Source organism: Rhodococcus sp. 105337, assembly GCF_012844225.1.
GTDB lineage: Bacteria > Actinomycetota > Actinomycetes > Mycobacteriales > Mycobacteriaceae > Rhodococcus.
This window is the reverse complement of the sequence record NZ_JABAGQ010000007.1, coordinates 192,380-219,248: the sequence shown is the minus strand read 5'-3', so window position 1 is coordinate 219,248 and position 26,869 is coordinate 192,380. Positions and strand designations below refer to the sequence as shown.

Here is a 26,869-nt window from a genome sequence, read left to right as displayed (position 1 = left end):
AGCTCCGCCGCCGACTTCCCGAACGCCAACACCTTCGCCTGCGCAAACATGTTCGCCATCAACACCTCATGCATCGATCCCGACCCACCCACGGTCGGCAGATCATCGGTCGACCGACCGAACCCGATGAAATCCGCCGGCACCAGATGCGTCCCCTGATGCAACAACTGAAAAAACGCGTGCTGCCCGTTCGTCCCCGGCTCCCCCCAAAAAATCTCCCCCGTCCGACACGACACCGCCGACCCGTCCACCCGCACCGACTTACCGTTCGACTCCATCGCCAACTGCTGCAGATACGCCGGAAACCGCACCAGATCATTCGCATACGGCAACACCACCCGCGACTGCGCCCCCAACACCGACGTGTTCCACACCCCCAACAACCCCAACAACACCGGAACATTGCGCTCGAGCGGCACCGACCGGAAATGCTCATCGATCACCCGGAACCCCGCCAGCAACTCCCCGAACCGCTCCCGCCCGACCGCACACATCACCGCCAACCCGATCGCCGAATCCACCGAATACCGGCCCCCCACCCACTCCCAGAACCCGAACATGTTCACCGGATCGATCCCGAACTGCGCCACCCGCTCCGCATGCGTCGACACCGCCACGAAATGCGCCGCCACCGCCTCCTCACCGAGCGCCGCCACCACCCACCGCCGCGCCGCCGTCGCATTGCACAACGTCTCGAGCGTGGAGAACGTCTTCGACGCCACCACGAACAACGTCGACGCCGGATCCAGCCCCGCCAGCACCCCGGTCAGATCCGCCGGATCCACATTCGACACGAACCGCACCTGCGGACCGTCGTGATAGTGCCGCAACGCCCGCGTCACCATCACCGGCCCCAGATCCGACCCCCCGATCCCGATGTTGACCACCGTGGTGATCTTCTCCCCGGTCGCCCCCCGCCACCGGCCGTCACGCACCCGATCGGTGAACTCCCCCATCGCGTCGAGCACCTCGTGAACATCGGCGACGACCTCACGCCCGTCGACAACCAACCGCGCCGACCGCGGCAACCGCAACGCGGTGTGCAGCACCGCCCGGTCCTCGGTGACGTTGACATGCTCGCCGGTGAACATCGCCTCGCGGGCCGCCTCGAGCCCGACCGCCCGGGCCAGATCGAGCAGCAACTCCATGGTGCGGGCGGTGACCCGGTGTTTGCTGTAGTCGACCACCAGATCCCCGGCGGCAGCGGTCATCGCGTCGGCGCGGCCGGGATCGGCGGCGAACATCTCCCGCAGATGCATCCCCTCGACCTCCGCGCGATGATCGACCAACTTCTGCCACGGGGTGGATCGGGTCACGTCGCTCATGCGATCGACAGTAGTGTCCACCTCCCCGAACCGCCGGGTTTGCACCCTCCGCGGCGCGGGACGCGCATGATGGGGTTCATGGACACATCAGAACTGATCCGGTCCGTGCCCACCGACCTCTTTCTCGGTGGCGAGTGGGTGCCTGCCGGAAATCGAGCGACCTTTCCCGTCCACAACCCCGCCACGGGTGACGTTCTGGCCGAGGTGGCCGACGCCACTCCCGACGACGCCATGCGCGCCCTGGATGCTGCGGTGACCGCAGGCCGCGACTGGGCCGCGACGCCTCCGCGTGAGCGAGCAGAACTTCTTCGCGCGGTGTGGGCGAAGATCAGCGAACGCGCCGACGACGTCGCGCTGCTCATGACCCTCGAAATGGGTAAAGCATTGCCCGAGAGCAGGTCCGAAGTCGCGTACGGCACCGAGTTCCTGCGATGGTTCTCCGAGGAAGCAGTGCGGATCGCCGGCCGCTACACCCCCGCCCCGGCGGGCAACGGCCGCATTCTCGTCACGAAGCAACCGGTCGGCCCGTGCCTTGCGATCACGCCGTGGAACTTCCCTCTCGCGATGGGTACCCGCAAGATCGCCCCCGCTCTGGCCGCGGGGTGCACGATGCTCGTCAAGCCTGCGTCGGAGACGCCGCTGACCCTGCTGATGCTTGCCCAGTTCTTCGCCGAAGCCGGTCTGCCCGCAGGCGTGTTGTCGGTGCTGCCGACGTCCCACGCCGGGGATGTGACCGGCCCCCTGCTCGAGGATCCGCGGCTGCGCAAACTCACCTTCACCGGATCGACGGCGGTAGGACGGTCGCTCGCGCAGACCGCCGGCCGGTCGCTCCTGCGCACCTCCCTGGAACTCGGCGGAAACGCACCGTTCGTCGTGTTCGACGACGCCGACCTCGATGAAGCGGTCGAGGGTGCGGTTGCGGCCAAACTGCGGAACGGCGGTGAGGCGTGCACGGCCGCGAACAGGTTCCACGTCGCGAACTCCGTCCGGGAGGAATTCGTCACCAAGCTCACCGAACGCATGGCGTCGTACAAGCAAGGGCCGGGGACCGATCCCGACACGACCCTCGGGCCGCTGATCAACGAGAACCAGAAGAAGACGGTGATCGAACTGGTCGAAGACGCGGTTGCGGGAGGCGCGACGGTGCGACTCGGCGGCGAGACCCCGGAGGGCCCGGGCTGGTTCTATCCGGCCACGGTGCTCGACGACGTGCCGCGTACTGCTCGCATCCTGCGGGAAGAGGTCTTCGGGCCGGTCGCCGCCGTCACCGGTTTCGACACGGAGGACGAGGCCGTCGCCGCAGCCAACGACACCGAGTACGGGCTGGCGGCGTACATCTTCACGCACGATCTGGATCGGGCGCTCCGGGTGTCGGATGCACTGGAATCGGGCATCGTCGGCGTCAACCGGGGAGTGGTGTCGGATGTCGCCGCACCGTTCGGCGGGATCAAGGCGTCCGGCATCGGCCGCGAAGGCGGGACCGAAGGTATCGAGGAATACCTCGAGACGAAATACATCGCGCTCCGGTAACGGGAGGGAGCCCCGGCCGCTACGCCCACGGGCCGGCAGTGTTCAGGCCGGCGCAGTGTTCAGGCCGGCACTGCCCGTGGGCTAGTGGCCGAGGCGACCGCGGCCGAGGCGCAGCAGCAGCATCGCGAGGGTGTGGCCTTCCTGGCCCAGTTCGCTGAAACGCTCGAGCACCTTCATCTCGCGGCTGTGCACGAGCCTCGTGCCGCCGGACGCCATCCGGGTCCGGCCGATGATGCGCGAGACCTCGGTGCGGCGCTTGACGGCCGCGAGGATCTCGGCGTCGAGGCGATCGATCTCCTTGCGGAGTTCGTCGATCTCGGCCTCGGTGGTGGGCACTGCGTCGGCGGTTTCGCCGGAAAGAGCAGCGTCGGTGTTGGCGTTCAATGTCATCTCCTCGCGTCAGCGCTGGCCGTCCGACCGGTGAAGGGCGCATGACATAACGTCCAGTTTGCCACCGTGTCAATCCGCGGCCAAGTCGGGGATTCGCTGTCGTACGCGTCCGGTAGTTTGGTAGAACGATGAACACTCCCGTTGCTCCCGCCCACACGACCCCCGATTCGGACGCTCTCCTCGAGGGACTCAATCCACAACAGCGGGAAGCGGTCACGCACGAAGGTGGGCCGCTGCTCATCGTGGCGGGTGCGGGCTCGGGCAAGACGGCAGTGCTCACGCGGCGGATCGCCTACCTGCTGGGCGAGCGAGGCGTCGCACCCGGTCAGGTGCTCGCCATCACGTTCACCAACAAAGCAGCCGCAGAGATGCGCGAGCGCGTAGCCGCTCTGGTCGGGCCACGTGCCCTGTCGATGTGGGTGTCGACCTTCCACTCGAGCTGCGTCCGGATTCTGCGGGCCCAGGCGAGCCTCCTGCCCGGCATGAACTCCAACTTCACGATCTACGACGCCGACGATTCGCGCCGGTTGCTGACGATGATCGCGAAAGACCTCGAACTCGATATCAAGAAGTACTCTCCGCGGCTGCTCTCCACCCAGATCTCCAATCTGAAGAACGAACTGATCGGCCCGGAAGAGGCAGCGGCCGCCGTCGGTGCCGACGCCAGCGATCTGGAACGGATCGTCGCGCGCGTGTACGCGCTGTATCAGCAGCGCCTCCGTGCCGCGAACGCTTTCGACTTCGACGACCTGATCGGCGAGACCGTCGCGTTGCTGCAGGCTCACCCGGACATCGCCGAGTACTACCGCCGGCGCTTCCGGCACGTGCTGGTCGACGAGTACCAGGACACGAACCACGCCCAGTACGTGCTGGTCCGCACCCTGGTGGGCGACCCCGACGACGACTCCACCGTCGAGCCGAGCGAACTGTGCGTGGTCGGCGACGCCGACCAGTCGATCTACGCCTTCCGCGGCGCGACCATCCGCAACATCGAGGAGTTCGAGCGCGACTATCCCCAGGCGCGCACGATCCTGCTCGAGCAGAACTACCGGTCCACCCAGAACATCCTGTCCGCGGCAAACGCGGTGATCTCCCGCAACACCGGTCGTCGCGAGAAGCGGTTGTGGACCGATTCCGGTGAGGGCGATCTCGTGGTCGGGTACGTGGCCGACAACGAGCACGACGAGGCGCGGTTCGTCGCGGCGGAGATCGACCGTCTCGTCGACGAGGGCATCAAGTTCTCCGATATCGCGGTGTTCTACCGCACCAACAACGCGTCCAGGGCCTTCGAGGACGTGTTCATCCGTCACGGCGTGCCGTACAAGGTCGTCGGCGGGGTCCGGTTCTACGAGCGCAAGGAAGTGCGCGACATCGTCGCGTACCTCAAGGTCCTCGAGAACCCCGAGGACACCGTGAGCCTGCGCCGGATCCTCAACACGCCTCGACGCGGCATCGGCGACCGGGCCGAGGCCTGCGTGGCGGTGCATGCCGAGCGTCTCGGCATCGGGTTCGGTCAGGCGCTGCGGGATGCGGCCGAGGGCAAAGTTGCCCTGCTGAACACTCGTGCGCAGAAGGCGATCGCCGGATTCGTGGGGATTCTCGACGAACTGCGGGCGATGCTGGTGGTCTCCGACGCCGACGGCAACGACACGGTCGACATCGGCGACGTGGTCGAGGCGATTCTCGAACGCACCGGGTACAGCTCCGAACTCGCCGCCAGCGACGATCCGCAGGACGGCGCCCGGCTCGACAACCTCAACGAACTCGTCAGTGTCGCACGGGAATTCAGCGCCGACGTGCGCAATGCCGCGGGTATCGAAGATGTGGGACGTGAAGACGGCGACCCGGATCCCGGTTCGCTGGCGGCGTTCCTGGAGAAGGTCTCACTCGTCGCCGACGCCGACCAGATCCCCGAAAACCAGGACGGTGTCGTCACGTTGATGACGCTGCACACCGCCAAGGGACTCGAGTTCCCCGTCGTGTTCGTGACGGGCTGGGAAGACGGGCAGTTCCCGCACATGCGTGCGCTCGGTGATCCTGCCGAGTTGTCCGAAGAGCGGCGTCTGGCTTACGTCGGCATCACGCGAGCGCGCCGTCGTCTGTACGTCAGCCGCGCAGTGCTGCGCTCGTCGTGGGGACAACCCGTCACGAATCCGGAATCTCGTTTCCTGCAGGAGATTCCGCAGCACCTCGTCGAATGGAAGCGGACAGATCCGGGGCCGGGGCGCGGACATGCCATCGGCTCGGGCACGGGATCGCGGTTCGGTGCGAGGGAGGAGCGTTCGTCCTCGCCGAGTTTCGGGGCGCCGCGCGGGCGAAACAATCACCTCGTGCTCGCCGTCGGCGACCGCGTCAGCCACGACAAGTACGGGCTGGGCACGGTTCTGGAGACGAAGGGCAGTGGGCCTACCGCGACGGTCGTCATCGACTTCGGAAGTGCCGGTAAGGTCCGGCTGATGCTGGTCGGCGGCGTGCCGATGATCAAGCTCTAGGCGCCCGCACCGCGGTTGCCCGCGCGGGCTGTCGCGAGGCGACCGGTATCGCGGCGGAAGGGCGCGCGATGTGGGAGTTCGTCAGACGCGGTTGCTGCCGGGGGCGATGCCCCGGGTGGCGAGCCACGGCACCGGGTCGATCTTGTCGACGCCGTTGAGGTGCACCTCGAAGTGGAGGTGCGGACCGGTGGAGAATCCGCGGTTACCCATGGTGGCGATCTGGTCGCCGGCCAGGACCTGCTGTCCCACGCTGACCATGGACTGATCGATGTGCCCGTACACGGTGACCGTGCCGTCGGCATGGAGCAACCGGATCCACATACCGAAACCCGACGCGGGACCGGAATCGATGACTTCACCGTCGGCGACCGCGAGGATCGGGGTGCCGATCGGGCCGGCGATGTCGATGCCGGCATGGAGAGTGCCCCAGCGAGCACCGAAGTTCGAGGTGAACGCGCCCGCAGCGGGAAGGACGAACAGGGGCCGTCGGGCCGCTGCCTCGCGTGCCGCTCGCTCCTCGCTGAAGCGTTCGCCCTTGGCGAGGAGGTTGGAGAACTGCGACAGGTCGTTGGGGTCGGCGATGTTGAGCACCTGGGGCGCCTGCGAGGGTGCCGCACCGGTGCTGTCGGAAGTGAACTGCGCTGCCTGCGGCACCGCGGTGGCCGTGATGACCGAGGAGTCGCTGGTGTCTGCGGCGAGTGCGACCTGGCTGTGGTCGGCGTTCTGGCCGGGGCCACCGTTGGTCGCTGCCTGACCCGCTGCGACGACTGCGCCGGCGGCGACGGCGAACACCGCGGCACGGCCCTTGAGCGCGGTCGGGGGAGTGGGCACCCGGTGCGCTCCGCTGCGGCGAACAGGAGAGACGGTGTCGGAAGATTCGGCGGAATCCGAGGTGGGAGCGTCGACGTAATAGGTCGGCTCGGAGGCGAGGCCCGTCGTGCGGAAATCTATGGTCGCTGTGGTCCAAGCGTTCCAGTCGTCCGGTGCCGTTTCGGGCCGGCGGGCGTGGCTTTCGGCAATCGGGCTGCCTGGGCGCATCGCCATCCTCCGTTTCGTGACCTCATCGTTACTTGACCTGAGCGACGGTAACGAAACGATCGCAAGCAGGGCAACCTATAACGCAAACCAAAGCCCTTATGTGAGCGGCATCACAGTTATGTGCTGGGAAAAGCGGGGAATGGGCCGAATGTCACGGGATGAAACATCCAATGACTTTTGCATTGCGAAAGAGCCTCGGAGCAATCGGGGGCCGACTGCCGGGCGGCCTCGGGGGAGCCGGTCGCGGCCGCGTGAGCGGCGCCTGTCATCCTGGGGATGGTGCTCCTCTTGGTTGCGGCGTTCTCACATTCCGGGAGGAAACCCGTGAGCTAACCCTCGGCGTCCAGGATCCGTGACATGCGCCACATGCCCGGAGCGCGGACGTTTCGCAGGGCGTCCATGTAACTAGAGTCCGAACCGGCCCGCTCAATACCCCCGAGCGGGCGTGAACGCAGACGAGACGGTGAGCAGATGGATCTCTTCGAATACCAGGCGAAGGAACTTTTCGCCAAGCATGACGTGCCGACGTCGGCTGGACGTGTTACAGACACGGTCGCCGGAGCCCGCGAGATCGCCGAGGAAATCGGCAAGCCCGTGATGGTCAAGGCGCAGGTCAAGGTCGGCGGCCGTGGCAAGGCGGGCGGCGTGAAGTACTCCGCCGACGTCGATGCCGCCGTGGCCAACGCCGAGGCCATCCTGGGCCTCGACATCAAGGGCCACGTCGTGAAGAAGCTGCTGGTCGCAGAGGCGAGTGACATCGCCGAGGAGTACTACATCTCCTTCCTGCTCGACCGCACCAACCGCACCTACCTGGCGATGTGCTCCGTGGAGGGTGGCGTCGAGATCGAGGTCACCGCCGAGGAGAACCCGGACGCCCTCGCGAAGATCCCGGTGAACGCGGTCAAGGGCGTCGACCTGGCCTTCGCCCGCGAGATCGCCGAGGCCGGCAAGCTGCCCGCAGAGGTGCTCGATGCCGCCGCCAACACCATCCAGAAGCTGTGGGAGGTGTTCATCAAGGAGGACGCGCTCCTCGTCGAGGTGAACCCGCTCGTCCGCACCCCGGACGACCAGATTCTGGCTCTCGACGGCAAGGTGACGCTGGACGAGAACGCCGCGTTCCGTCAGCCCGGCCACGAGGCATTCGAGGATCGGGACGCCACCGATCCGCTCGAGCTCAAGGCCAAGGAGAACGACCTCAACTACGTCAAGCTCGACGGCGAGGTCGGCATCATCGGTAACGGCGCAGGACTCGTGATGTCCACTCTCGACGTCGTTGCCTACGCAGGTGAGAAGCACGGCGGAGTCAAGCCCGCCAACTTCCTCGATATCGGTGGCGGCGCTTCGGCTGCCGTCATGGCCGCCGGCCTGGACGTGATCCTCAACGACGAGCAGGTCAAGAGCGTGTTCGTCAACGTCTTCGGTGGCATCACCGCATGTGACGCCGTGGCAAACGGCATCGTCGGCGCGCTCGAGACGCTGGGCGACGAGGCCAACAAGCCGCTGGTCGTCCGCCTCGACGGCAACAACGTCGAGGAGGGTCGCCGCATCCTCTCCGAGGCCAACCACCCGCTGGTCACGGTCGTCGCCACCATGGACGAGGCTGCCGACAAGGCTGCCGAGCTCGCCTTCGCGGCGAAGTAAAGGGACACACAGAACAATGGCAATCTTCCTTACCAAGGATTCCAAGGTCATCGTCCAGGGCATCACCGGCGGCGAGGGCACCAAGCACACCGCTCTCATGCTCAAGGCCGGCACCCAGGTTGTCGGCGGCGTCAACGCCCGCAAGGCCGGCACCACGGTCTCGCACACCGACAAGGACGGCAACGCCGTCGAACTGCCGGTCTACGGCACCGTCGCCGAGGCCATGAAGGAGACCGGCGCGGACGTCTCCATCGCGTTCGTTCCGCCGGCCTTCGCGAAGGACGCCATCGTCGAGGCCATCGACGCCGAGATCCCGCTGCTGGTCGTCATCACCGAGGGCATCCCGGTGCAGGACTCCGCGTACGCGTGGGCCTACAACGTCGACAAGGGCGAGAAGACCCGGATCATCGGCCCCAACTGCCCCGGCATCATCACCCCCGGTGAGGCGCTGGTCGGCATCACCCCGGCGAATATCGCCGGCAAGGGTCCGGTCGGTCTGGTGTCGAAGTCGGGCACCCTGACCTACCAGATGATGTTCGAACTCCGTGAGTACGGTTTCTCGACCGCCATCGGCATCGGCGGCGATCCGGTCATCGGCACCACCCACATCGACGCGATTGCTGCGTTCGAGAAGGATCCCGAGACCAAGGTCATCGTGATGATCGGCGAGATCGGCGGCGACGCCGAGGAGCGCGCAGCCGATTACATCAAGGCCAATGTGACCAAGCCGGTCGTCGGCTACGTCGCGGGCTTCACCGCACCCGAGGGCAAGACCATGGGCCACGCCGGCGCCATCGTCTCCGGTTCCTCGGGCACCGCCCAGGCCAAGAAGGACGCCCTCGAGGCCGCCGGCGTCAAGGTCGGCAAGACGCCGTCCGAGACCGCCGCTCTCGCGCGCGAAATCCTGCAGTCGCTGTAATTTCGCACCGTTCGACCTCTGCCCGTGTGTGTTCCCGACGGAACACACACGGGCAGTGTGTTTTCGGAGGCAGGCGTGTTTCGGGGGCAGTGTGCTTTCGGTGCCTACTCGTCGATCCACTGGTGCCCCACCGGCGTGAGGTCACCCGAACCGGACGTGACCGACGCGACCGTCGCCGTGAGAACGACCGGGTCGGACGTCGCGACGGTCAGTACCGCACGCTCGCCGTACGCGACGCCGAGCACGCTGACCCCGCGCTGTCTCAGCTCGGCTTCCACGCGACCGGCGTCGGCATGATCGACCCCGAGTTCGAACAGCTCCCGGCGGACCCGCGTGACCACGCGCGCCGAGTCGAGCGCGGTCGTGACCGCTCCCGAGTACGCGCGCACGAGTCCGCCCGCACCCAGCTTGATGCCGCCGAACCACCGCGTCACCACCACAGCGACGTTCACGAGGTCACGGTGATGCAGGACCTGCAACATCGGGATACCTGCGGTTCCGCCCGGTTCGCCGTCGTCGCTCGACCGCTCGGCCCGCGTCGCATGCTCGTCGCCGACGACGAACGCCCAGCAGTGGTGGCGTGCATCGGGATACAGTCGCCGTTGTTCCTCGACGAAGGCCAGCGCCGACTCCGGTGATTCGACACGCCGGAGTGCGGCGAGAAATCGCGAACGTTTGACCTCGGTTTCCACAACGACATCCGGGCCCGGGGCAAAAGTGTGCGGCATGGCCCCATTCTCGCGGGTCGTGCCTAGGCTGGTACGCAGGAGACGGACGACAGCCGAACCGACAGCAGGAGGACCGATGAATTTCCCCGCAGGGCAATCCACCCCGAGCAAGGTGGTGCCGCTGCTGCTGCCACTTGTGGTCGCCGCGCTCGGTGTCGTGAACTTTCTACTCGGTCTCGCGCCGTATGTGAGCATCACGTTCGGTTCCCGCGTCGCACTGTCGTCGTTCGATTTCGGATTCGCCGTCGTGCCCCTCGCTTTCCTGTTGCTCGGTGGCGTCAGCGCAGCGCTCTCGTTGCTGCCCGGCCAGGACCTGCGGGCAGTGGCAGTGGTCGCGTCGGGAGTCGGCTTCGTGACCTCGCTCTTCCAGTTGTTCCATCTGCCGGAAGACACGGGAATCGCCTGGGGCGGAGTCACGATCCTCGTCTTCGGCTTCGTGCAGGCCGCGCTCGCCGTCGTCACTCTGCTGTTCGGACTGGGCATTCTGGTGCCCGGACGCTCGGCACGGCAGAGCGGTGGCGCACAAGGCTATCCGCAGGGTTCGCCGCAGCAGGGTTCGGCGCAGCAGGGTGTCGGACAGTTCGGTGCCCAGCAGTACCCGGGACAGCAGTTCGGTGCCCAGCAGTACGGCGGGCAGCAGTACACAGGCCAGCAGCAGTACGGCGGCCAGTACGGCGGCCAGCAGCAGTACGGCGGGCAGGCCGCCGGAGCTCAGCAGTATCCCGGTCAGCAGTTCGGTGCTCAGCAGTTCCCGGGTCAGCAGTTCGATGCCCAGCAGTACGGGGGCCAGCAGTACGGCGGTCAGTACGGGGGCCAGCAGTACGGTGGGGCGCAGCAGTACCCGGGCCAGCCCGCCTCCGGCCGGCAGTCCGAGCAGTCCGGTAGCCAGCACTCCGGTAGCCAGCAGTACCCCGGTGGGTCGTCTTCCTCCGCGTCGCCGTCGCCGGAGTCGCAGTACCCCGCCGGACAGCAGCCGGGCGACCAGCCTTTTGCGGGCGACCAGCCTTTTGCGGGCGCACAGCAGCACGGTGGGCAGTTCGGCCAGCAGCACTCGGGCGAACACGGGGGCACCAACCAGGAACGCACACAGCGCTTCACTCCCGCTCAGTACGGCGGGCCCGACCAGGCCACCCAGTCGCATTCCGGGGTGAACACCGGCGGCGAGTACGACCGGTCCGAGTCGGAGCACACGGACGCGCAGCAGTCGCCGGGCCGCCCGGAGCAGGAGGATGCGTCGTCGGCGCCCGAGTCCGATGCCGAGCGCGCCGTCGTGAACCGCGCCGAAGACAACGAGGGTTCCGCTCCCGGCGAGCCCGCCCCCACCCAGGCGTTCCGCTCACCGGGTGACCAACGGTGATCGGCGCGCCTGACACCCTCCGCGACACGTCGGTGACACCCTCGACTCGATGACTTCCACGCTCGGCCGGTCGACCCGGCACACTCCACCCGAGGACGGCCACCTCGATCCGGAGCGGTTCCGAATCCTGGTCGGTACCGCGGCACGTCTTCCCGCGGTGACGCTCGCGGTGGTCGCCACGATCGTGGTGACCACCATGGTGCTCGCGAACAGCGACCTGGCGGGGATCTACGCCGCCATCGCGGGTACCTGGCTCGCGCTGCACCAGGTGACCCTCACGATCGACGGCACCTCGCTCGGTGTGCTTCCCCTGTTGCCCACAGCGGTCCTGGTGTGGTTGTCGGCGCGAGGGGCCGCCTCGGCGGCAGACGCCGTCATGGACTACACCGGGTACCAACTCGAAGGCCCCGACGCCGCACGCATCACCGCGGCAACACTGGCCGGCCCGCTGACCGTCACGGTCGTCGCGCTCGTCGTGATGCAGGACGCGGCGGGTGTTCTTCCTGTCGCGTCGCCGAACCCCGCTGCGGCTCTGGCGTGGGTGACGGGCCTGTACCTGCTCGCCGCGTTGCTCGGAATCGGCTCACGTCTGTGGCGGCCGCTGGTCCTCCGGTACGCGGTGCCGGAATGGCTCGTGCTGTCGGTCCGCCCCGCGGCGAGGGCGGTGCTCGGCATGTTCGCGGTCGGCGGCGTCCTCGTCGTCGCGGGACTGCTGTGGTCGTGGACCACACTGGGCGACCTGCTGGCACGCGGTGAAACCTGGACGGGCGTCCTCGGTCTCACCGTCCTGTCGATCCTGTACCTGCCGAATCTGGTGATCGGTGCGTCCGCGGTGCTGGCCGGGAGCACCGCACAGTTCGGGCAGGTGCGGTTGAGCTTGTTCGAGGCGTCGGGGGGCGATCTGCCTGCTCTCCCGATCCTCGCGGCGATCCCGGCGGGACCGGCGCACGCACTGTGGCCGGTACTGCTTGCTGTGCCGGCCACAGTCGGTGCTCTGCTCGGCCGGTTTGCCGCGCAGCGCACGCTCCAGGCGCAGGCCGACGGGGCGCCGGTGGGAAGCCTCGACGCTGCTCGGACGGTTCTGGCCGCGGCAGGGTTCGCCGGGCTGGTCACCGCAGGCATCACCTGGGCGGCAGGTGGCCCACTGGGAATCTTCGGGGTCGTCGGGGCCAGATGGTGGCTCGCCGGCGTGCTCCTGTTCGCGTGGGCAGGACTGCTCGGGCTCATCGTCGCCCAGTTGCTCATGTGGCGCGAGGGTCGCCTGACCGCCGCAGTCCTGCGCGAGGACTACCACGAGCAGACAGACGACGAGCAGTTGGACGATGACCCGATCGACGACGAGCTGAGGGAGGATGACGAGGCAGCGGAGCGCAGCGACGCGGCCGAGGATTCCGATCACGACGCGGACCCGGACTCCGACTCCCGCACCGACGAGACGTCGGAGGGCGTGTCTGCGGAGGACGAGTCCGGGGAGGACGAGTCCGGGGAGGACGAAAGCCGAGAAGCCGTGGCGGACGCCGAGTCGGAGGCGGAGTCGGACACGGAGGGCAAGGGCAAGGGCAAGAAGGGCGCCGACTAGGCTTTGACACGGCCGGTTCGTCGGCCGACCCCCTCGAGTTCCAGGAGTAGTGCCCTGACTGCCTCGCGTGACCAGTTGCCGCCCACCGCACCGGCGCGGCTCGTCGTACTCGCGTCCGGGACGGGAAGCCTGTTGGCATCACTGCTCGAGCAGGCGCGTGACGACGACTACCCCGCACGCATCGTCGCTGTCGGTGTCGACCGCGAGTGCCCGGCCGAAGAGCACTCGGCGGCAGCCGGTATCCCCGTGTTCCGGGTGTCCCTGCGCGAGCATCCGGACAGGGCTGCCTGGGATCGCGCACTCACCGAGGCCGTCGCCGAATTCGAGCCCGATCTCGTGGTCACCGCCGGATTCATGAAGATCCTGGGACCGGCGTTCCTCGACCGTTTCGGTGGACGCATCATCAATACCCACCCGGCATTGCTGCCGTCGTTCCCCGGCGCACACGCAGTGCCCGATGCGCTCGCGTACGGCGTGAAGGTCACCGGTTCGACCGTGCACCTCGTCGACGGCGGAGTCGACACCGGCCCGGTGCTCGCGCAGGAGGCGGTGCCCGTCCTCGAGGACGACGACGTGGCGAGCCTGCACGAACGAATCAAAGTTGTGGAGCGACGGCTGTTGGCAGAGGTGGTCGCCGCCGTCGCGACCCGTGGAGTTGTTTCCGATGGACGAAAGGCCGTGATCCCCGGTGACCGAACGTAAGACTGTGCGCCGCGCGCTGGTCAGCGTGTACGACAAGAGCGGACTCGTCGAACTGGCGACAGGACTCCACGACGCGGGGGTCGAGCTGGTCTCGACCGGCTCCACCGCGGCGACGATCGCCGGAGCGGGCCTGCCCGTGACGAAGGTGGAGGAACTCACCGGCTTCCCGGAGTGCCTCGAGGGTCGCGTGAAGACGCTGCACCCGCGTGTCCACGCGGGCATCCTCGCGGACACCCGCAAGCAGGACCACCTCGACCAGATCGCCGATCTGGGCATCGAGGCATTCGAACTGGTCGTGGTCAACCTCTACCCGTTCACGGAGACGGTTGCCTCCGGCGCCGGCCCCGACGAGTGCGTCGAGCAGATCGACATCGGCGGACCGTCCATGGTGCGCGCCGCTGCGAAGAACCATCCGTCGGTGGCCGTGGTCGTGGATCCCGCCGCGTACGGCGATGTCCTCGAATCCGTTGCGGCCGGCGGTTTCACCCTCGAGCAGCGCAAGCGCCTTGCCGCGCAAGCGTTCCAGCACACCGCGGCCTACGACGTCGCGGTGGCGACCTGGATGAACAGCGGCTACGCGGCTCCGGACGACGATGCGAAGTTCCCCGCCTGGACCGGCGCCACGTGGACCCGTGCGAATGTGCTGCGCTACGGCGAGAACCCGCACCAGGCGGCTGCCCTCTACGTGGACGGGTCGGGCGAGCCGGGACTCGCTCAGGCCGAGCAGTTCCACGGCAAGGAAATGTCCTACAACAACTATCAGGACGCCGACGCCGCATGGCGCGCCGCGCACGATCATCGCGAGCCGTGCGTCGCGATCATCAAGCACGCCAACCCCTGTGGGATCGCGATCGCCGATGACATCGCGACCGCTCACCGCAATGCCCACGAATGCGACCCGGTGTCGGCATTCGGTGGTGTGATCGCCGCGAACCGTGAGGTGAGCGTGAAGATGGCCGAGCAGGTCGCCGAGATCTTCACCGAGGTCGTCATCGCGCCGTCGTATGCGGACGGTGCGGTAGAGGTGCTCTCCCGCAAGAAGAACATCCGCATCCTGCGGGCCGACTCGCCGTCGTCCTCGCAGATCGAGATGCGCCAGATTTCCGGCGGGCTCCTGCTTCAGGAACGCGACGCGCTCGATGCCGAGGGCGATGCACCGGCCAACTGGCAGCTCGCGTGCGGCGAGGCCGCCGACGAAGCCACCCTGCGCGATCTCGAGTTCGCGTGGCGGACGGTGCGCGCCGTCAAGTCCAATGCGATTCTCCTGGTCTCGGGTGGCGCGACCGTCGGAGTCGGCATGGGGCAGGTCAACCGCGTCGATTCGTCGCGTCTGGCTGTGGCACGCGCGGGCGACCGGGTCGTCGGTTCCGTCGCCGCCTCGGACGCGTTCTTCCCGTTCGCGGACGGCCTCCAAGTGCTTACCGAGGCCGGAGTGAAGGCCGTCGTTCAGCCCGGCGGATCGGTGCGCGACAACGAGGTCATCGAGGCAGCGCGTGAAGCCGGGATCACCCTGTACCTGACGGGTGCCCGCCACTTCGCCCACTGACAGATACCGGACGGCGCCGTCCACGGCGCACGTGCCTGCGGGTCAGGCAGCGTGCGAGTGGGCGGCGTCGTCGTGTGCGGACTCGGTTCCGCGCGATCCGCGGCCCTCGGAGATGACGAGCCGCGCGGCACCCCGGTCGAGCAGTTCACGGATCAGATCTGCTGCGGCGGCGCCGCTTTCGGTGCCACCGACGCGGCTGAGATCGATCGTGATGGCGTGGCCGGTCAGGTCGCCGGGCAGGTCCGACGGGACGGATCCGCCGGGTTCGATGCGAAGTTTCATGATGTTGTTTCTCCTGTCGGGGAATGAAGCTGTGGGGATAAGAAAGGGCACCCGGGGCGATGTGCCCGGGTGCCCGAGAAGGGAGTCGTCGTGTGACTTCTATTCTCGGGGTGGCCTTGCGGCGAAGTGGGAATGAAGGTGCGCAAAAGGTACGGAACAGCCGATGACGTGCATGTGCTTGAATCGCATCGAACCGTACCTTTCTCGGGCGTACCAGCGGGTTAACGGGAAACCATACACCAATAACGTGAAAGCGACATTTGTTATTTCGCGGACCCGGTCACAGACTCTTCAGCCACGCCTCGAAACCGGACGTGAACTCCTCCGAGAAGGGCAGGTCGGCGATGTAGTCGGCGCCCGTGGACTGCTGGTCCCCGATGTCCTTGAGGACGTGGTTGGTGCGGGTCATGCGCAGCGATGTCAGGCGGGTGTGGACGAGCGCGTCGTCGAGAGCGTCCACGTCCTCGATACGCACCTGGATGTCCTTGGTCGATGCGCTCGAGAGCACCGGCAGGTCGCCGTCGACCTGGGCGGCGAGCATCCGGGGATCGAGCGCGTCCTCCTCCGCGAGAGCCTTGGCGTTCGCGGGAACGAGCCCGGCGTTACGGAGGGGTTCGGGCAGGTGGTCGCTGAGGGTTCCGTCGGCCCGCAGCGATTCGACCGCTCCGGTCAGCGCCAGCCGGAGTTCGTCGGCAATCTGCACGGGGAGCTTCTGGGCGACGACCACCGCGTCGAGCTGGGCGTCGATCTGGGCGGTCAGCAGGTCGAGCAGGCGTACCGCGAGGGGTTCGATCAGACCGATACCCCTGATCCGCGGGTTGTCCTGCGCCAGCGCCAGGGCGATCAGCGCACCTTCGCTGTGTCCGACGACGTAGAGACGGTTCGCGTCGACACCGCGCCGGCCTGCGAGGAAATCGAGACCTGCGGACGCGGCGTCGATGAACGTGGAGAACCCGAGATCGGCGACGTCCTCGACGTCGTACGGTCCGAGGCCGGTCACGCCGCTGCCGAGCTTGTCGTAGCGCAGGCTGGCGAAGCCGTGCCGTTCGAGGACGTCGGCGAGGTGGCGCAGCGTGCCGATCGGCCCCGGAAGCAGGGCGCTGTCACCGTTGCGGTCGGTAGGACCGCTGCCGGCGAGCAGGAGCACTCCGGGCACCACACCCCTCCTCATCGACACGGGTACCCGGACGCTGCCGTGCAGGGTCACGTCGCCGCTGGAAAAGGTGATCTCGGTGTCCGACATACACCGTGTCTATCAGAAGAGCCCCCGACGTTCCGTATTCAGGCACCTCATGGGTGCGTACCTGCGGAGTGCCGCCGAACGGAGGTCTCGCCCCGGCGGCGTCAGGGTGCGTCGTCGTCGACGTCCGGCCCCCTGCTGTCACCGTCTTCGGCACCGGCCGCCGTGCCGTCGATACGGCCGGATTCGGTGTCGTTGTCTGCGGACTCCGGGGCGGGCAGTTCCTCCGCGTAGGGCGCGCGCGGTGGAGCGATCTCCGCGAGACGCTCGTTGACGGCATGCGCGAGAAGGTCGTGCTGCAGAACCGACAACGGCACCATTCCGTCGAGATAGGCCTCGATCTCGACCTTGCCCGCATCCCCGCCGAGCGCGAAGTAGCGCAACCACAACTCGTCGAGACTCAGCCCGGTCGCGGCGAGCGCCTCGAGGAACCGGCGATGCGCCTCGCCGGACGGAAACAGACGCATCACCTGCTCACCCCGCTTCGTCACCGGCCGCCTCGACGAGCGTCTCTGCCAGGGTTGCCAGGGTGGTTCCCGACAGGCTGGACTGCTCGATCAGCCACCGCATGGCCTGATCGGGGTCCAGTTGTTCGCGCAACATCACGATGCCCTTCGCGGTGGCGATCAGATCCCGGGTGTGCAGCGCGCGCTTGAGGTTGTCGCTGAGCCGTTCGGCACTGCGGAAGGTGTGCACGTTGGCGACCAGAATGGCGGCCTGGGCCGCGAACCGCCGCAGCAGGCCGACCTCGGTCTCGTCGTAGGCCCCGGCGCGGTCGGAATACACCTTGATCGCCCCCCCACGACCGGTCCGCGGTGACCAGCGGCGCGCTGAGCACCGACCGGATACCGGTCGAGTCCACCCGTGCCGACCACAGCGGCCACCGGGGATCGGTGCCGACGTCGTCGACGCGCACGATCACCCCGTCGTGCCATGCGGTGAGGCACGGTCCCTGGCCGAGTTCGTATTGCAACGCGTCGGCGCGTTCGACCATCCGATCGGTCGCGGCGGAGGTGACCTCGTCCCCGTTGATACCGCGGACACTGACCCCGGATCCGATCGATCCGGGCAGGGTGTCCACGGCCAGGGAGGTGATCAATTGCAGTGCTGTGGCGACGGTCTGTTCGGACAGCAGCACTCCGGACATCCGGGCGTACACAGCCGTCAGCTCGTCCGGTGTCGAGTCCGGAAACGCATCCACGCGGCCCCCTTTCGTCTGTGGGACTACCCATCATCGCGGAGACGAACCGAGGTGTCCGGCCTGGCCCGGTGGCGATGCCTTTCCGCCAGCCTAGACCGCGACCACCGCAGGCGAATCCCCCTACTGGCGACGCACAGCGGGCAGGTTTCTCGACGATCCACCGGATCCGGCGGCCCAGGTCGTCCGGGAAGAAGAGGTTCCTCGGCTTGCAGGTGCCGAAACCGCCGCACGGTCGTACCTTGGATGAGGTGACGTCTCCCACACCGCGCCCGTCCACCCTCGGAGAGCTGCGCGCCTCCGGCCACGTACATCGTCCCGTCAAGGACGAGATGAGGCAGAACCTCGTCGCCGCGCTGCGCGACGGCACCGATCCCTGGCCCGGCATCGTCGGATTCGACGAGACCGTGGTCCCCCAACTCGAGCGGGCACTGCTCGCCGGTCACGATGTCGTCCTTCTCGGCGAACGAGGCCAGGGCAAGACGCGCCTGCTGCGTACCCTCGCGTTGCTGCTCGACGAGTGGACCCCTGTGATCGCGGGATCCGAACTCGGTGAGCACCCCTACGAACCCATTACGCCCGTCTCGATCCGCCGCGCGGGCGAACTCGGCGACGATCTGCCGGTCGCGTGGCGACACCGCAGCGAGCGCTACGCCGAGAAGCTGGCAACTCCCGATACCTCCGTCGCCGACCTCGTCGGGGACGTGGACCCGGTGAAGGTGGCGGAAGGACGCAGCCTCGGTGATCCCGAAACGATCCACTTCGGGCTGGTCCCACGCGCCCACCGCGGAATCGTCGCGATCAACGAGCTTCCCGATCTCGCCGAGCGCATCCAGGTGTCGTTGCTCAACGTCATGGAGGAGCGCGACATCCAGGTGCGCGGCTACACACTCCGGCTCCCGCTGGACGTACTGCTCGTCGCGAGCGCGAACCCGGAGGACTACACCAACCGCGGACGGATCATCACCCCGCTCAAGGACCGGTTCGGTGCCGAGATCCGCACCCATTACCCCATGGAACTCGACGACGAGGTCGCGGTGATCGAGCAGGAAGCCGACCTGCAGGCCCGCGTTCCCGATTTCCTCGTCGAGATTCTCGCGCGCTTCACGCGGTTGCTGCGCGAGTCGACGTCGGTCGACCAGCGCTCCGGTGTCTCCGCGCGCTTCGCCGTGGCCGGCGCCGAAACCGTCGCGGCCGCTGCCGTGCACCGCGGCGCGGTGCTCGGTGAGGACGACCCCGTGGCGCGGCCCGTCGACCTGGCCACCGTCGTCGAGGTACTACGCGGAAAGGTGGAGTTCGAATCAGGGGAGGAAGGACGGGAATTCGAGATCCTCGACCACCTGCTGCGTCGTGCGACCGCGGACACGGCGCGCACGCGGCTGGCCGGGATCGATCTCGCCCCACTCGTCGCCGCGGTCGAGCAGGGTGAGCCGGTGATCACCGGCGAGCGCGTCACTGCGAAATCGTTGCTCGACGCGCTGCCCGAACTGCCGGTCCTCGACACGGTCGCCGAACGACTCGGCGCTTCCGACAGCGGCTCTCGCGCCGCCGCAATCGAACTCGCACTCGAGGGCCTGTATCTGGCGCGGCGCATCGCAAAGGACGCCGGCCCGCGCGGCGCGGCGGTGTACTCCTGATGGACCGTTCCGCGAGGTACGGCCCGTACCACGGGGGCGACCCGCTCGCGCCACCCGTGGATCTGCGCGACGCGCTCTCCGCGATCGGCGACGACGTCCTCGGCGGGGCGTCGCCGCAACGCGCCCTGCGCGAACTGCTGCGGCGCGGCAGCAGCAGCATGCGCGGACTCGACAAGCTTGCCGCGCAGGCCAACCGGCGCAAGAGGGAACTGCTCGACCGCACCGATCTCGACGGCACTCTGAGAGAGGTGCGCGAACTCCTCGACCGGGCGGTGCTCGAGGAACGGAAGGAACTCGCGCGCGCCCTCGACGACGACGCCCGGTTCGCCGAGATGCGGATCGAGGAACTGCCGGCGTCGACAGCGCAAGCCGTTCAGGAACTCGCCGACTACGACTGGCGCAGCGACAAGGCGCGGCAGGACTACGAGAAGATCCGGGATCTGCTGGGCCGGGAAATGCTCGACCAGCGGTTCGCCGGAATGAAGCAGGCACTGGAAGGTGCCACCGAGGAAGACCGGCAGCGCATTTCCGAGATGCTCGAGGACCTCAACAACCTCCTCGACAAGCATGCGCGCGGGGAGGACACACCCGAGGATTTCGAACAGTTCATGGCCGAGCACGGCGAGTTCTTTCCCGACGATCCCCAGAACGTGGAGGAACTGCTCGATTCGCTCGCGCAGCGGGCAGCCGCCGCGCAGCGGCTACGGAACTCGCTGACGCCGGAACAGCGGGAGGAACTCGACGCACTCGCGCAGCAGGCGTTCGGGTCGCCGTCGTTGACGAATCAGCTCGACCGGCTCGACGGACATCTCCGTGCCGCGCGGCCCGGTGAGGACTGGGCGGGATCCGAACGTACCCGTGGTGACGAGGGGATGGGACTCGGTGAGGCGACCTCGGCGCTCCAGGAGATCGCGGAACTCGACCGGCTCGCGGAGCAGTTGTCCCAGCAGTACGCCGGGGCCTCTCTCGACGACATCGATCTCGACGAACTCGAGCGCCACCTCGGTCCGCAGGCCGTGGCCGACGCTCGCACACTCGCCGATCTCGAGAAGGAACTGCAGAAAGAGGGATTCTTCGACCGCGGCGCGGACGGCAAGTGGCGGCTCTCGCCCAAGGCGATGCGTCAGCTCGGGCAGACCGCGCTGCGGGACGTGATGAACCGGATATCGTCCCGCACGGGTCAGCGTGAATCGCGCCGCGCCGGGGCGATGGGGGAGCCCACCGGTGCGACGAAGGCCTGGGAGTTCGGCGACACCGAGCCGTGGGACGTCGTGCGCACCCTCACCAACGCGACGCTGCGCAGCCCCGGCGTGCCGGTCCGGATGTCGGTGAGCGATGTCGAGGTGGTCGATACCGAGCAGCGAGCTCAGGCGGCGGTCGCATTGCTCGTGGACACGTCGTTCTCGATGGTCATGGACGGACGCTGGGTGCCGATGAAGCGCACCGCTCTGGCACTGAACCACCTGGTGTCCACACGGTTCCGGGGCGACGCGCTGCAGTTGATCGCGTTCGGGCGGCATGCGCGCGTGGTCACCGCACCGGAACTGGCGGGCCTCGACGGTGTGTACGAGCAGGGGACCAATCTTCATCACGCGCTGATGCTCGCGGGCCGGCACCTGCGTCGTCATCCGAACGCGCAGCCCGTCGTGCTGGTCGTGACCGACGGCGAGCCCACCGCCCACCTCGAACCCGAGGGGTACGCGGCGTTCGATTATCCGCCGAGCGCCAGGACCCTCGGCCTGACCGTGCGCGAACTCGACCATCTCGGCAAGATCGGCGCCCAGGTGACGATCTTCCGGCTCGGCGACGATCCCGGGCTGGCCCGGATCGTCGACCGGATGGCCCGCCGGGTGGGGGGACGGGTCGTGGCACCCGACCTCGACGGCCTCGGCGCCGCGGTGGTGGGCGACTACGTGCGGATGCGCCGCCGCTGACCTGGGCAGCGGGTCAGGTTCGCAGTGCCCGCCACGTCGAGGTGGCCGCGGCGGACAGCAGCGCTGCGGTCACCCAGAACACCGACGCCACCCCTGCGATTCCGGCTATCCCGCCGGCGGCGACGGGGACGAGCACCTGGCCGAGGCGGTTGCCGGTGAGCCGGACCGCCAGCGCGGAGGCTCGGTCGGAGGGGGCAACCAGTTCGACGACCCAGGTCATCGTCAGTGGTTGACCGACTCCCCAGAACGCGCCGCAGACCGCGAGCATCGCGGCGATGAGCCACGGGTTCGGCAGGAACGGAATGAGCGCGACCGGCACGACGGTGCCCGCAGTGGCGGAGATGAGCAACCGGCGCCGGCCGACGTGCCGCAACGCCCACGGCAACAGCGCGCGGGACAGGATCGACGTGAGCGTCCTCGCGGTGAGCAGCGCCGACACGAGCAGCACCCCGAACCCGAACTGCTCCCCGAGCAGCGGCAGGTACACCACCACGAGGTCGACGGCGGCGAGGACGATCAGACTCGACAGCATCGCCGGTTTCATGCCGGGAGTGGAGAGCATCGAGAGCACCGACTGGGGTGCACCGTCGTCGGCGGTGCGCCCCGAACCGGGCGGCTCCCGCAGGCCGAGCACGAACGGCAATGCCACCGCGCAGATCGCCGTCATCACCAGTAGCGCGCCCGTGGTCTCCACATAGCCGTCGTCCGCGCTGTGGCCGGCGGCGATGATTCCCGCGACCGGCACACCCACGGCCTGACCGACGGAGACTCCGAGCGTGATGCCGGCGAATCCTCGGTCGAGCCGGTCGGGCGGCGACAGGATCGAGACGAATGCCTGGCCGGATACCGTGACGAGCAACTGCCCCAAGCCGAGGACGATGTTGCCCGCGCCGAGCACCAGCAGACCCGAACTTGCCGCGATGAGCCCGACACCGAGCGTGGACACCACGATCCCGATCCGCAGAATCATCGTGGCGTGACCGCGGTCGACGGCACGACCCATCCGGACCGCCGCGATCAACGGCACGATCGCGTACAGGGCGGTGACCAGGCCGATGGTCGTCGCATCGCCGCCGAGCGCGAGGATCCGGTACGACACGAGCACACGAACCGACTGGAAGGCCGCGTGCAACAGCGCGGTCGCGGTGCACAGGTACAGCAGCCAATGGCGAGGTACGCCGATCCGGGAAGCGTGGGACATCGGTCAGATGCCTGCCGCCGCGGGAGACGGGGTGAGCGACATCGCCATGCCGCTACGGTATGCGGCCCGGCACCGTACCTCGTAGACGGCTCGGGCCGGTCGGGGCGACCGTCCGTAAGGTGTTCGGGATGTGTGCGTCACGTCGTCGAGATACGTGGTCAGTGCGGCTCACCCGCCGTGACGACTCGGTCTCCGAGCGGCGACTCCAGCGGAACCTCGAGCGTCCCGGTCACGGCGATCATGATGCACATGCGGTCCTGAGCCTCGGGCAGGGTGCCGCCGAGCACCGTGACACCCACTGCGTCGGTGGTCTCCGTGATCGTGGCGTGCACGCCGTAGCATTCCGGCGTTCCCGTCTCGAAGTGCAGGGCGATGCGGTCGTCTCCGGCACGTGACCATCCCTGGATCTGCACCGGATGCGGGTCGACGATGTCGGGTCGCGCGGTGAACTCCGTCGCCCCTTGCGGCACAGCAATTTCCGGCAGTGGTTCAATGTCATGGCTGCCGGATCCGCAGGCGACGGCGAGAACGCTACAAGCGAGCAGGACGATCAGACGCATGCGGTCACCCTAAGCCCGCACCCGTGGCGGGTCCTCGCCGCGACCGACTCCCCGGAGGACCATGAGGCTGCCAGTCCTGTTCGACCCGCCGGCGCAGGCCATGCCCACGCCCGAGATCCGGGTGGACGCGCAGACCACGCCCCGGCAGTTCACGGTGCGGACGATCTTCGCCGCCCGGAAATGGACCGTCCCGGCCGCGGTCCTCGTCTCGGTGCATCAGATCTGCGAGACCCTCGTGCCCGTCGTGATGGGGCAGGCCATCGACCGCGCCGTTGCCACCCGCGACGCCGGCGCTCTGGTCGCGTGGCTGCTCGTGCTCGCGGCAGTGTTCGTGGTCCTGTCGTTCTCCGCCCGCTTCGGCGGCAGGATCGGGCAGGCCGGAATGCTCGCGGTCCAGCACCGCCTGCGGACCCGGGTCACCGATCGCATCCTCGATGTCCGCGGTGTGGGCGGGCCGCCGCAGGCGCCCGGCGTGACGCTCAACATCGCGACGTCCGACGTCGAGCAACTCGCCCGCGGGATCGCCGTCGCGGTGTATCCCGTGGGTCACCTCGCCGCGGTCCTCTTCGGTGGGGTCGTCCTGCTCAGCACCTCCTGGATGCTGGGCGTCGCGATCCTGACCGGGGCACCGCTGATCCTCTGGTTGCTCGACAAGGGTTCCGGTCCGCTGCGCCGGCGCAGCCTCGAAGAACAGAAGGTCGCGGGTACGGCAGCGGGGACGGCCACCGACCTGGTCTCCGGTATCCGCGTGGTCAAAGGAATCGGAGCCGACGGCGAGGCGTCCCGCCGCTACCTGTCGGCCAGCAGGCGCGCGCTCGACGGTGTGCTGCGCTCGGCACGGGCCGAAGGGGCCTATGTCGCGACCATGGAACTCGTCTCCGGGATGCTCGTCGCCGGGGTTGCGATCGCGGCCGGTGCGATGGCTGTCACCGGTTCGCTGACCGTCGGCCAGCTCATCACCGTCGTCGGTGTCACTCAGGTGATCATGGGTCCACTCGCGGCGCTCGGCACCAGCATGGGCGCCGCGTGGGCATCGGCGGTCGCATCGGCCGAGCGTGTGCTCGGCATCCTCCAGGCTCCGGCCGCCGTCGTTGTGGGTGATCGCGACACCGACGGCCGCGCCACCGTCGAATTCGACTGCCTCACCGCCGGACACGTGCGCGCCCTGACCGCCACGGTCCCGGAAGGAGCATTCGTGGTGGTCCGGGCCGATGCCGACGCCACCGCGGACCTCGTCGCCGTGCTGTCGCGAGTGCACCTCCCCGAACAGGGCCGGGTGCTGGTCGGGGGTGTGGACCTGGCCGAACTCGGAGCCGGCGCCGCGCGGCGCAGCCTGCGTGTCGTGCCCCACGCGTCGCACCTGTTCGAAGGCACAATCCTCGAGAACATCGCCGCGGGGATCCCGCCGGACGCGGCCGATGCCGATGCACGCGTGACCCGGGCGGTGTTCGCCGCGGCGTGCGACGACGTCGCGCGGGTGCTGCCCGCGGGTCTCGACACTCCGGTCGGGGAGGCCGGCAGGCTGCTCTCCGGCGGGCAGCGACAGCGGGTCGCCCTGGCACGGGCGCTCGCGTCCCCGGTCGACGTGCTGGTGCTCGTCGATCCGACGACTGCCGTCGACTCCGTCACCGAGGCGACGATCGCCGAACGCCTGCCGGAAGCGCGGCGCGGTCACACCACGATCGTGTTCACCCGATCACCGGCGTTCACCGCCGTCGCCGACGAGATCCTGAGCCTGCCGGCCCGGTCCGCGATGCCGTCGGTTCCGAAGCAGGAGCAGCCATGACCGCAACCACCTCCCGCGCCGGCGAACGTTTCCGCACGTCCGACGCCCGTGGCACGGTACGCATCGCCCGCGCGTCGTTCGCCGGGAAAGGCCGCGAGACCTGTGCTGTCCTCGTGGTTCTGGTCCTCGGGGCGGCGGCCGGGCTCGTCACCCCGTGGGCGATGGGACGTTCGGTCGACGTGGTGCTCGAGGGCGGCGACCTCGGCGACATCGCGTGGCTCGCAGCCGCCATGGTCGCGGGGACCGTCGCCGCCGCGGCTCTCGGCGGATTCGGACTCGTCCTGACCTCCCGGTTGTTCGAAACCGGGCTGGCCCGGTTGCGAGAACGCATGCTCACCGCTGCGATGCGCTTGCCGCTCTCGCGCATCGAGTCGGCGGGCAGCGGCGACCTGGTCTCGCGTGCCACGGACGACGTCTCCCAGGTGGGCTCGGCCATCCGTACCGCCGCACCTGCCATCTCGGGTGCGCTGTTCACCGTGGTGCTGACAATGTTCGGCCTCGCCGCACTCGACTGGCGGTTCCTCCTCGTTCTGATCGTTGTGCTGCCCGTCCACTACATCGGTGCCCGGATGTACACGCGCGACGCGCCACCGGTGTACCGGGAGTCGCGGGTGGCCATGGGGGAGCGTGCGCACCACGTGCTCGGCGGCATCCGTGGGCTGGCGACCGTGCACGCGTTCGACCTCGGGCCTCGTCTCGCGGGACCGATCGACGAGCACTCGTGGTGGGTCGCGCGCTGGGAGTTGCGCGCGCGGATCGTGGTCAACCGCCTGTTCGGCCGCATCAATCTTGCCGAGTTCCTCGGGATGGCGTCCATCCTGCTGGTTGGTTTCGTGCTCGTCGACCGGGATGCTGTGACCGTCGGCGTCACCACCACCGCGATGTTGTTCTTCCTGCGGCTGTTCGGTCCCATGGGGCAGTTGCTCCTCGTCATGGACGACCTGCAGAGCGGCCTCGCGTCGCTCTCGCGCATCGCGGGGCTCATCGAGGAGTGCGAAGAGTACGAGAAGACCGGCACCACGGGACAGGAGCTGCCGCAGCCTACGGGCCGCGAAGTCGTCGCCCGCGGAGTGCGATTCGGCTACGAGTCGGGACCGGAAATACTGCACGGCGTCGACCTGACCATCGCCGACGGCGAGCATGTCGCTCTCGTCGGTGCATCCGGAGCAGGAAAGACGACGTTCGCGTCGGTCGTTGCCGGGGTGCATCCCCCGACGGCCGGGAGCGTCACCTTCGGCGGTGTCCCGATCGACCGGCTCGGTGACGACCGGCGCACCCGCGAGATCGCTCTCCTGACGCAGGAGGTCCACGTGTTCTCCGGCTCGGTGCGTGACGACCTGCGGATGGCTGCGCCGGAGGCATCGGACGAGCGACTCTCCGCGGTGCTCGAACGGATCGGCGCGGCGGGCTGGGTGTCGCGGCTTCCGGACGGCCTCGATACCGAAGTCGGGTCGGGCGGGCACGTCCTCACCCCTATGCAGGAACAACAGCTCGCACTCGCGCGAGTGATCCTGCTCGATCCGGCCCTCGTCATTCTCGACGAGGCCACCGCCGACGCCGGATCGGCGGGAGCCGACGAACTGGAGCGGTCGGCGGAGGAAGCGCTGCGGGGGCGTTCGGCGCTGATCGTCGCGCACCGGCTCAGCCACGCCGCCACAGCGGACCGGATCGTGATCATGGACGACGGACGCATCGTCGAGGAGGGCAGCCACGACGAGTTGGTGCGCCGCGGCGGTCGGTACGCCCGGTTGTGGGAGGCGTGGTCGCGCGGGCGTTCCTGACGG

Annotated in this window: 22 protein-coding genes and 1 pseudogene; 12 read left to right on the top strand and 11 right to left on the bottom strand. The window is 68.3% G+C overall.

The window, feature by feature from the left end; all coding sequences use genetic code 11:
* Positions 1–1,325: glucose-6-phosphate isomerase (gene pgi / locus HF886_RS13685; protein ID WP_169652569.1), on the bottom strand; the 1,325-nt coding region annotated here is incomplete at its 3' end.
* Between the two features lie 78 nt (positions 1,326–1,403).
* On the opposite strand from pgi, the gene HF886_RS13680 reads away from it, so the two are divergent.
* Complete coding sequence (locus tag HF886_RS13680) at positions 1,404–2,855, top strand: NAD-dependent succinate-semialdehyde dehydrogenase (protein ID WP_169621430.1); 1,452 nt, start codon at positions 1,404–1,406, stop codon at positions 2,853–2,855.
* An 81-nt stretch (positions 2,856–2,936) separates the two neighbouring features.
* Here HF886_RS13680 and HF886_RS13675 read toward each other — a convergent pair whose 3' ends face one another.
* Positions 2,937–3,245 carry a chorismate mutase gene (locus tag HF886_RS13675; RefSeq protein ID WP_240955119.1) on the bottom strand — a complete coding sequence of 103 codons (309 nt, stop codon included), beginning with the start codon at positions 3,243–3,245 and terminating at the stop codon, positions 2,937–2,939.
* A gap of 128 nt (positions 3,246–3,373) precedes the next feature.
* Here HF886_RS13675 and pcrA point away from each other — a divergent pair, with 128 nt between their 5' ends.
* On the top strand, positions 3,374–5,737 hold the full coding sequence (pcrA, locus tag HF886_RS13670) for a DNA helicase PcrA (RefSeq protein ID WP_169621432.1): 2,364 nt from the start codon (positions 3,374–3,376) through the stop codon (positions 5,735–5,737).
* Positions 5,738–5,818: 81 nt separating this feature from the next.
* Here pcrA and HF886_RS13665 read toward each other — a convergent pair whose 3' ends face one another.
* Entirely contained in the window at positions 5,819–6,781 is a 963-nt protein-coding gene (locus tag HF886_RS13665) for a M23 family metallopeptidase (RefSeq protein WP_169621433.1), read from the bottom strand.
* 465 nt (positions 6,782–7,246) lie between these two features.
* Between HF886_RS13665 and sucC the strand changes: the two genes are divergently transcribed.
* Positions 7,247–8,416: an ADP-forming succinate--CoA ligase subunit beta gene (sucC, locus tag HF886_RS13660; RefSeq protein WP_169621434.1), complete on the top strand. Its 1,170-nt coding sequence runs from the start codon at positions 7,247–7,249 to the stop codon at positions 8,414–8,416.
* 16 nt (positions 8,417–8,432) lie between these two features.
* The gene (gene sucD, locus HF886_RS13655; RefSeq protein ID WP_169621435.1) at positions 8,433–9,335 is read left to right on the top strand and encodes a succinate--CoA ligase subunit alpha; all 903 of its coding nucleotides are present in this window, start codon (positions 8,433–8,435) and stop codon (positions 9,333–9,335) included.
* A 104-nt stretch (positions 9,336–9,439) separates the two neighbouring features.
* Here sucD and HF886_RS13650 read toward each other — a convergent pair whose 3' ends face one another.
* Entirely contained in the window at positions 9,440–10,063 is a 624-nt protein-coding gene (locus HF886_RS13650) for a YigZ family protein (protein WP_169621436.1), read from the bottom strand.
* Between the two features lie 76 nt (positions 10,064–10,139).
* Between HF886_RS13650 and HF886_RS13645 the strand changes: the two genes are divergently transcribed.
* Genes HF886_RS13645 through purH form a run of 4 tightly spaced genes read left to right on the top strand, consistent with a single transcriptional unit; the run spans position 10,140 to position 15,247 of the window.
* Positions 10,140–11,420 (top strand): DUF5336 domain-containing protein, encoded by a 1,281-nt coding sequence (locus HF886_RS13645; protein WP_169652568.1) that lies wholly within the window; start codon positions 10,140–10,142, stop codon positions 11,418–11,420.
* 49 nt (positions 11,421–11,469) lie between these two features.
* Positions 11,470–12,999 carry a DUF6350 family protein gene (locus HF886_RS13640; protein ID WP_169652567.1) on the top strand — a complete coding sequence of 510 codons (1,530 nt, stop codon included), beginning with the start codon at positions 11,470–11,472 and terminating at the stop codon, positions 12,997–12,999.
* A 54-nt stretch (positions 13,000–13,053) separates the two neighbouring features.
* On the top strand, positions 13,054–13,701 hold the full coding sequence (purN, locus tag HF886_RS13635) for a phosphoribosylglycinamide formyltransferase (RefSeq protein WP_206037059.1): 648 nt from the start codon (positions 13,054–13,056) through the stop codon (positions 13,699–13,701).
* Complete coding sequence (purH, locus tag HF886_RS13630) at positions 13,688–15,247, top strand: bifunctional phosphoribosylaminoimidazolecarboxamide formyltransferase/IMP cyclohydrolase (RefSeq protein ID WP_169621440.1); 1,560 nt, start codon at positions 13,688–13,690, stop codon at positions 15,245–15,247. The genes purN and purH overlap by 14 nt, the downstream gene beginning before the upstream one ends.
* A gap of 42 nt (positions 15,248–15,289) precedes the next feature.
* On the opposite strand, the gene HF886_RS13625 is transcribed toward purH, so the two are convergent.
* The 5 genes and pseudogenes from HF886_RS13625 to HF886_RS21410 all read right to left on the bottom strand — a co-directional run.
* Positions 15,290–15,529 (bottom strand): hypothetical protein, encoded by a 240-nt coding sequence (locus HF886_RS13625; protein WP_169652566.1) that lies wholly within the window; start codon positions 15,527–15,529, stop codon positions 15,290–15,292.
* Positions 15,530–15,809: 280 nt separating this feature from the next.
* Positions 15,810–16,772, bottom strand: coding sequence for an alpha/beta hydrolase (locus HF886_RS13620; RefSeq protein ID WP_169652565.1), 963 nt, complete (start codon positions 16,770–16,772; stop codon positions 15,810–15,812).
* A 101-nt stretch (positions 16,773–16,873) separates the two neighbouring features.
* Complete coding sequence (locus HF886_RS13615; RefSeq protein WP_296549573.1) at positions 16,874–17,260, bottom strand: hypothetical protein; 387 nt, start codon at positions 17,258–17,260, stop codon at positions 16,874–16,876.
* Positions 17,244–17,555 carry an ANTAR domain-containing protein gene (locus tag HF886_RS21415; RefSeq protein WP_346765366.1) on the bottom strand — a complete coding sequence of 104 codons (312 nt, stop codon included), beginning with the start codon at positions 17,553–17,555 and terminating at the stop codon, positions 17,244–17,246. The genes HF886_RS13615 and HF886_RS21415 overlap by 17 nt, the downstream gene beginning before the upstream one ends.
* 70 nt (positions 17,556–17,625) lie before the next feature.
* Positions 17,626–17,916: pseudogene (locus tag HF886_RS21410) on the bottom strand (GAF domain-containing protein); the annotation flags it as partial.
* 302 nt (positions 17,917–18,218) lie between these two features.
* On the opposite strand from HF886_RS21410, the gene HF886_RS13605 reads away from it, so the two are divergent.
* Positions 18,219–19,604 (top strand): ATP-binding protein, encoded by a 1,386-nt coding sequence (locus HF886_RS13605; RefSeq protein ID WP_169621444.1) that lies wholly within the window; start codon positions 18,219–18,221, stop codon positions 19,602–19,604.
* The gene (locus tag HF886_RS13600; RefSeq protein ID WP_169652564.1) at positions 19,604–21,538 is read left to right on the top strand and encodes a VWA domain-containing protein; all 1,935 of its coding nucleotides are present in this window, start codon (positions 19,604–19,606) and stop codon (positions 21,536–21,538) included. The genes HF886_RS13605 and HF886_RS13600 overlap by 1 nt, the downstream gene beginning before the upstream one ends.
* 13 nt (positions 21,539–21,551) lie before the next feature.
* Here the strand turns inward: HF886_RS13600 and HF886_RS13595 are convergent, their stop codons facing one another.
* Positions 21,552–22,739, bottom strand: a complete 1,188-nt coding sequence (locus HF886_RS13595) for an MFS transporter (RefSeq protein ID WP_169621446.1) — start codon at positions 22,737–22,739, stop codon at positions 21,552–21,554.
* Between the two features lie 158 nt (positions 22,740–22,897).
* Entirely contained in the window at positions 22,898–23,299 is a 402-nt protein-coding gene (locus HF886_RS13590; protein ID WP_169652563.1) for a hypothetical protein, read from the bottom strand.
* 61 nt (positions 23,300–23,360) lie between these two features.
* On the opposite strand from HF886_RS13590, the gene HF886_RS13585 reads away from it, so the two are divergent.
* Together HF886_RS13585 and HF886_RS13580 are read left to right on the top strand one after the other, a co-directional pair.
* The gene (locus tag HF886_RS13585) at positions 23,361–25,085 is read left to right on the top strand and encodes an ABC transporter ATP-binding protein (protein ID WP_169652562.1); all 1,725 of its coding nucleotides are present in this window, start codon (positions 23,361–23,363) and stop codon (positions 25,083–25,085) included.
* Positions 25,082–26,866 (top strand): ABC transporter ATP-binding protein, encoded by a 1,785-nt coding sequence (locus HF886_RS13580; RefSeq protein ID WP_169652561.1) that lies wholly within the window; start codon positions 25,082–25,084, stop codon positions 26,864–26,866. The genes HF886_RS13585 and HF886_RS13580 overlap by 4 nt, the downstream gene beginning before the upstream one ends.
* The last annotated feature ends 3 nt before the right edge of the window (positions 26,867–26,869 follow it).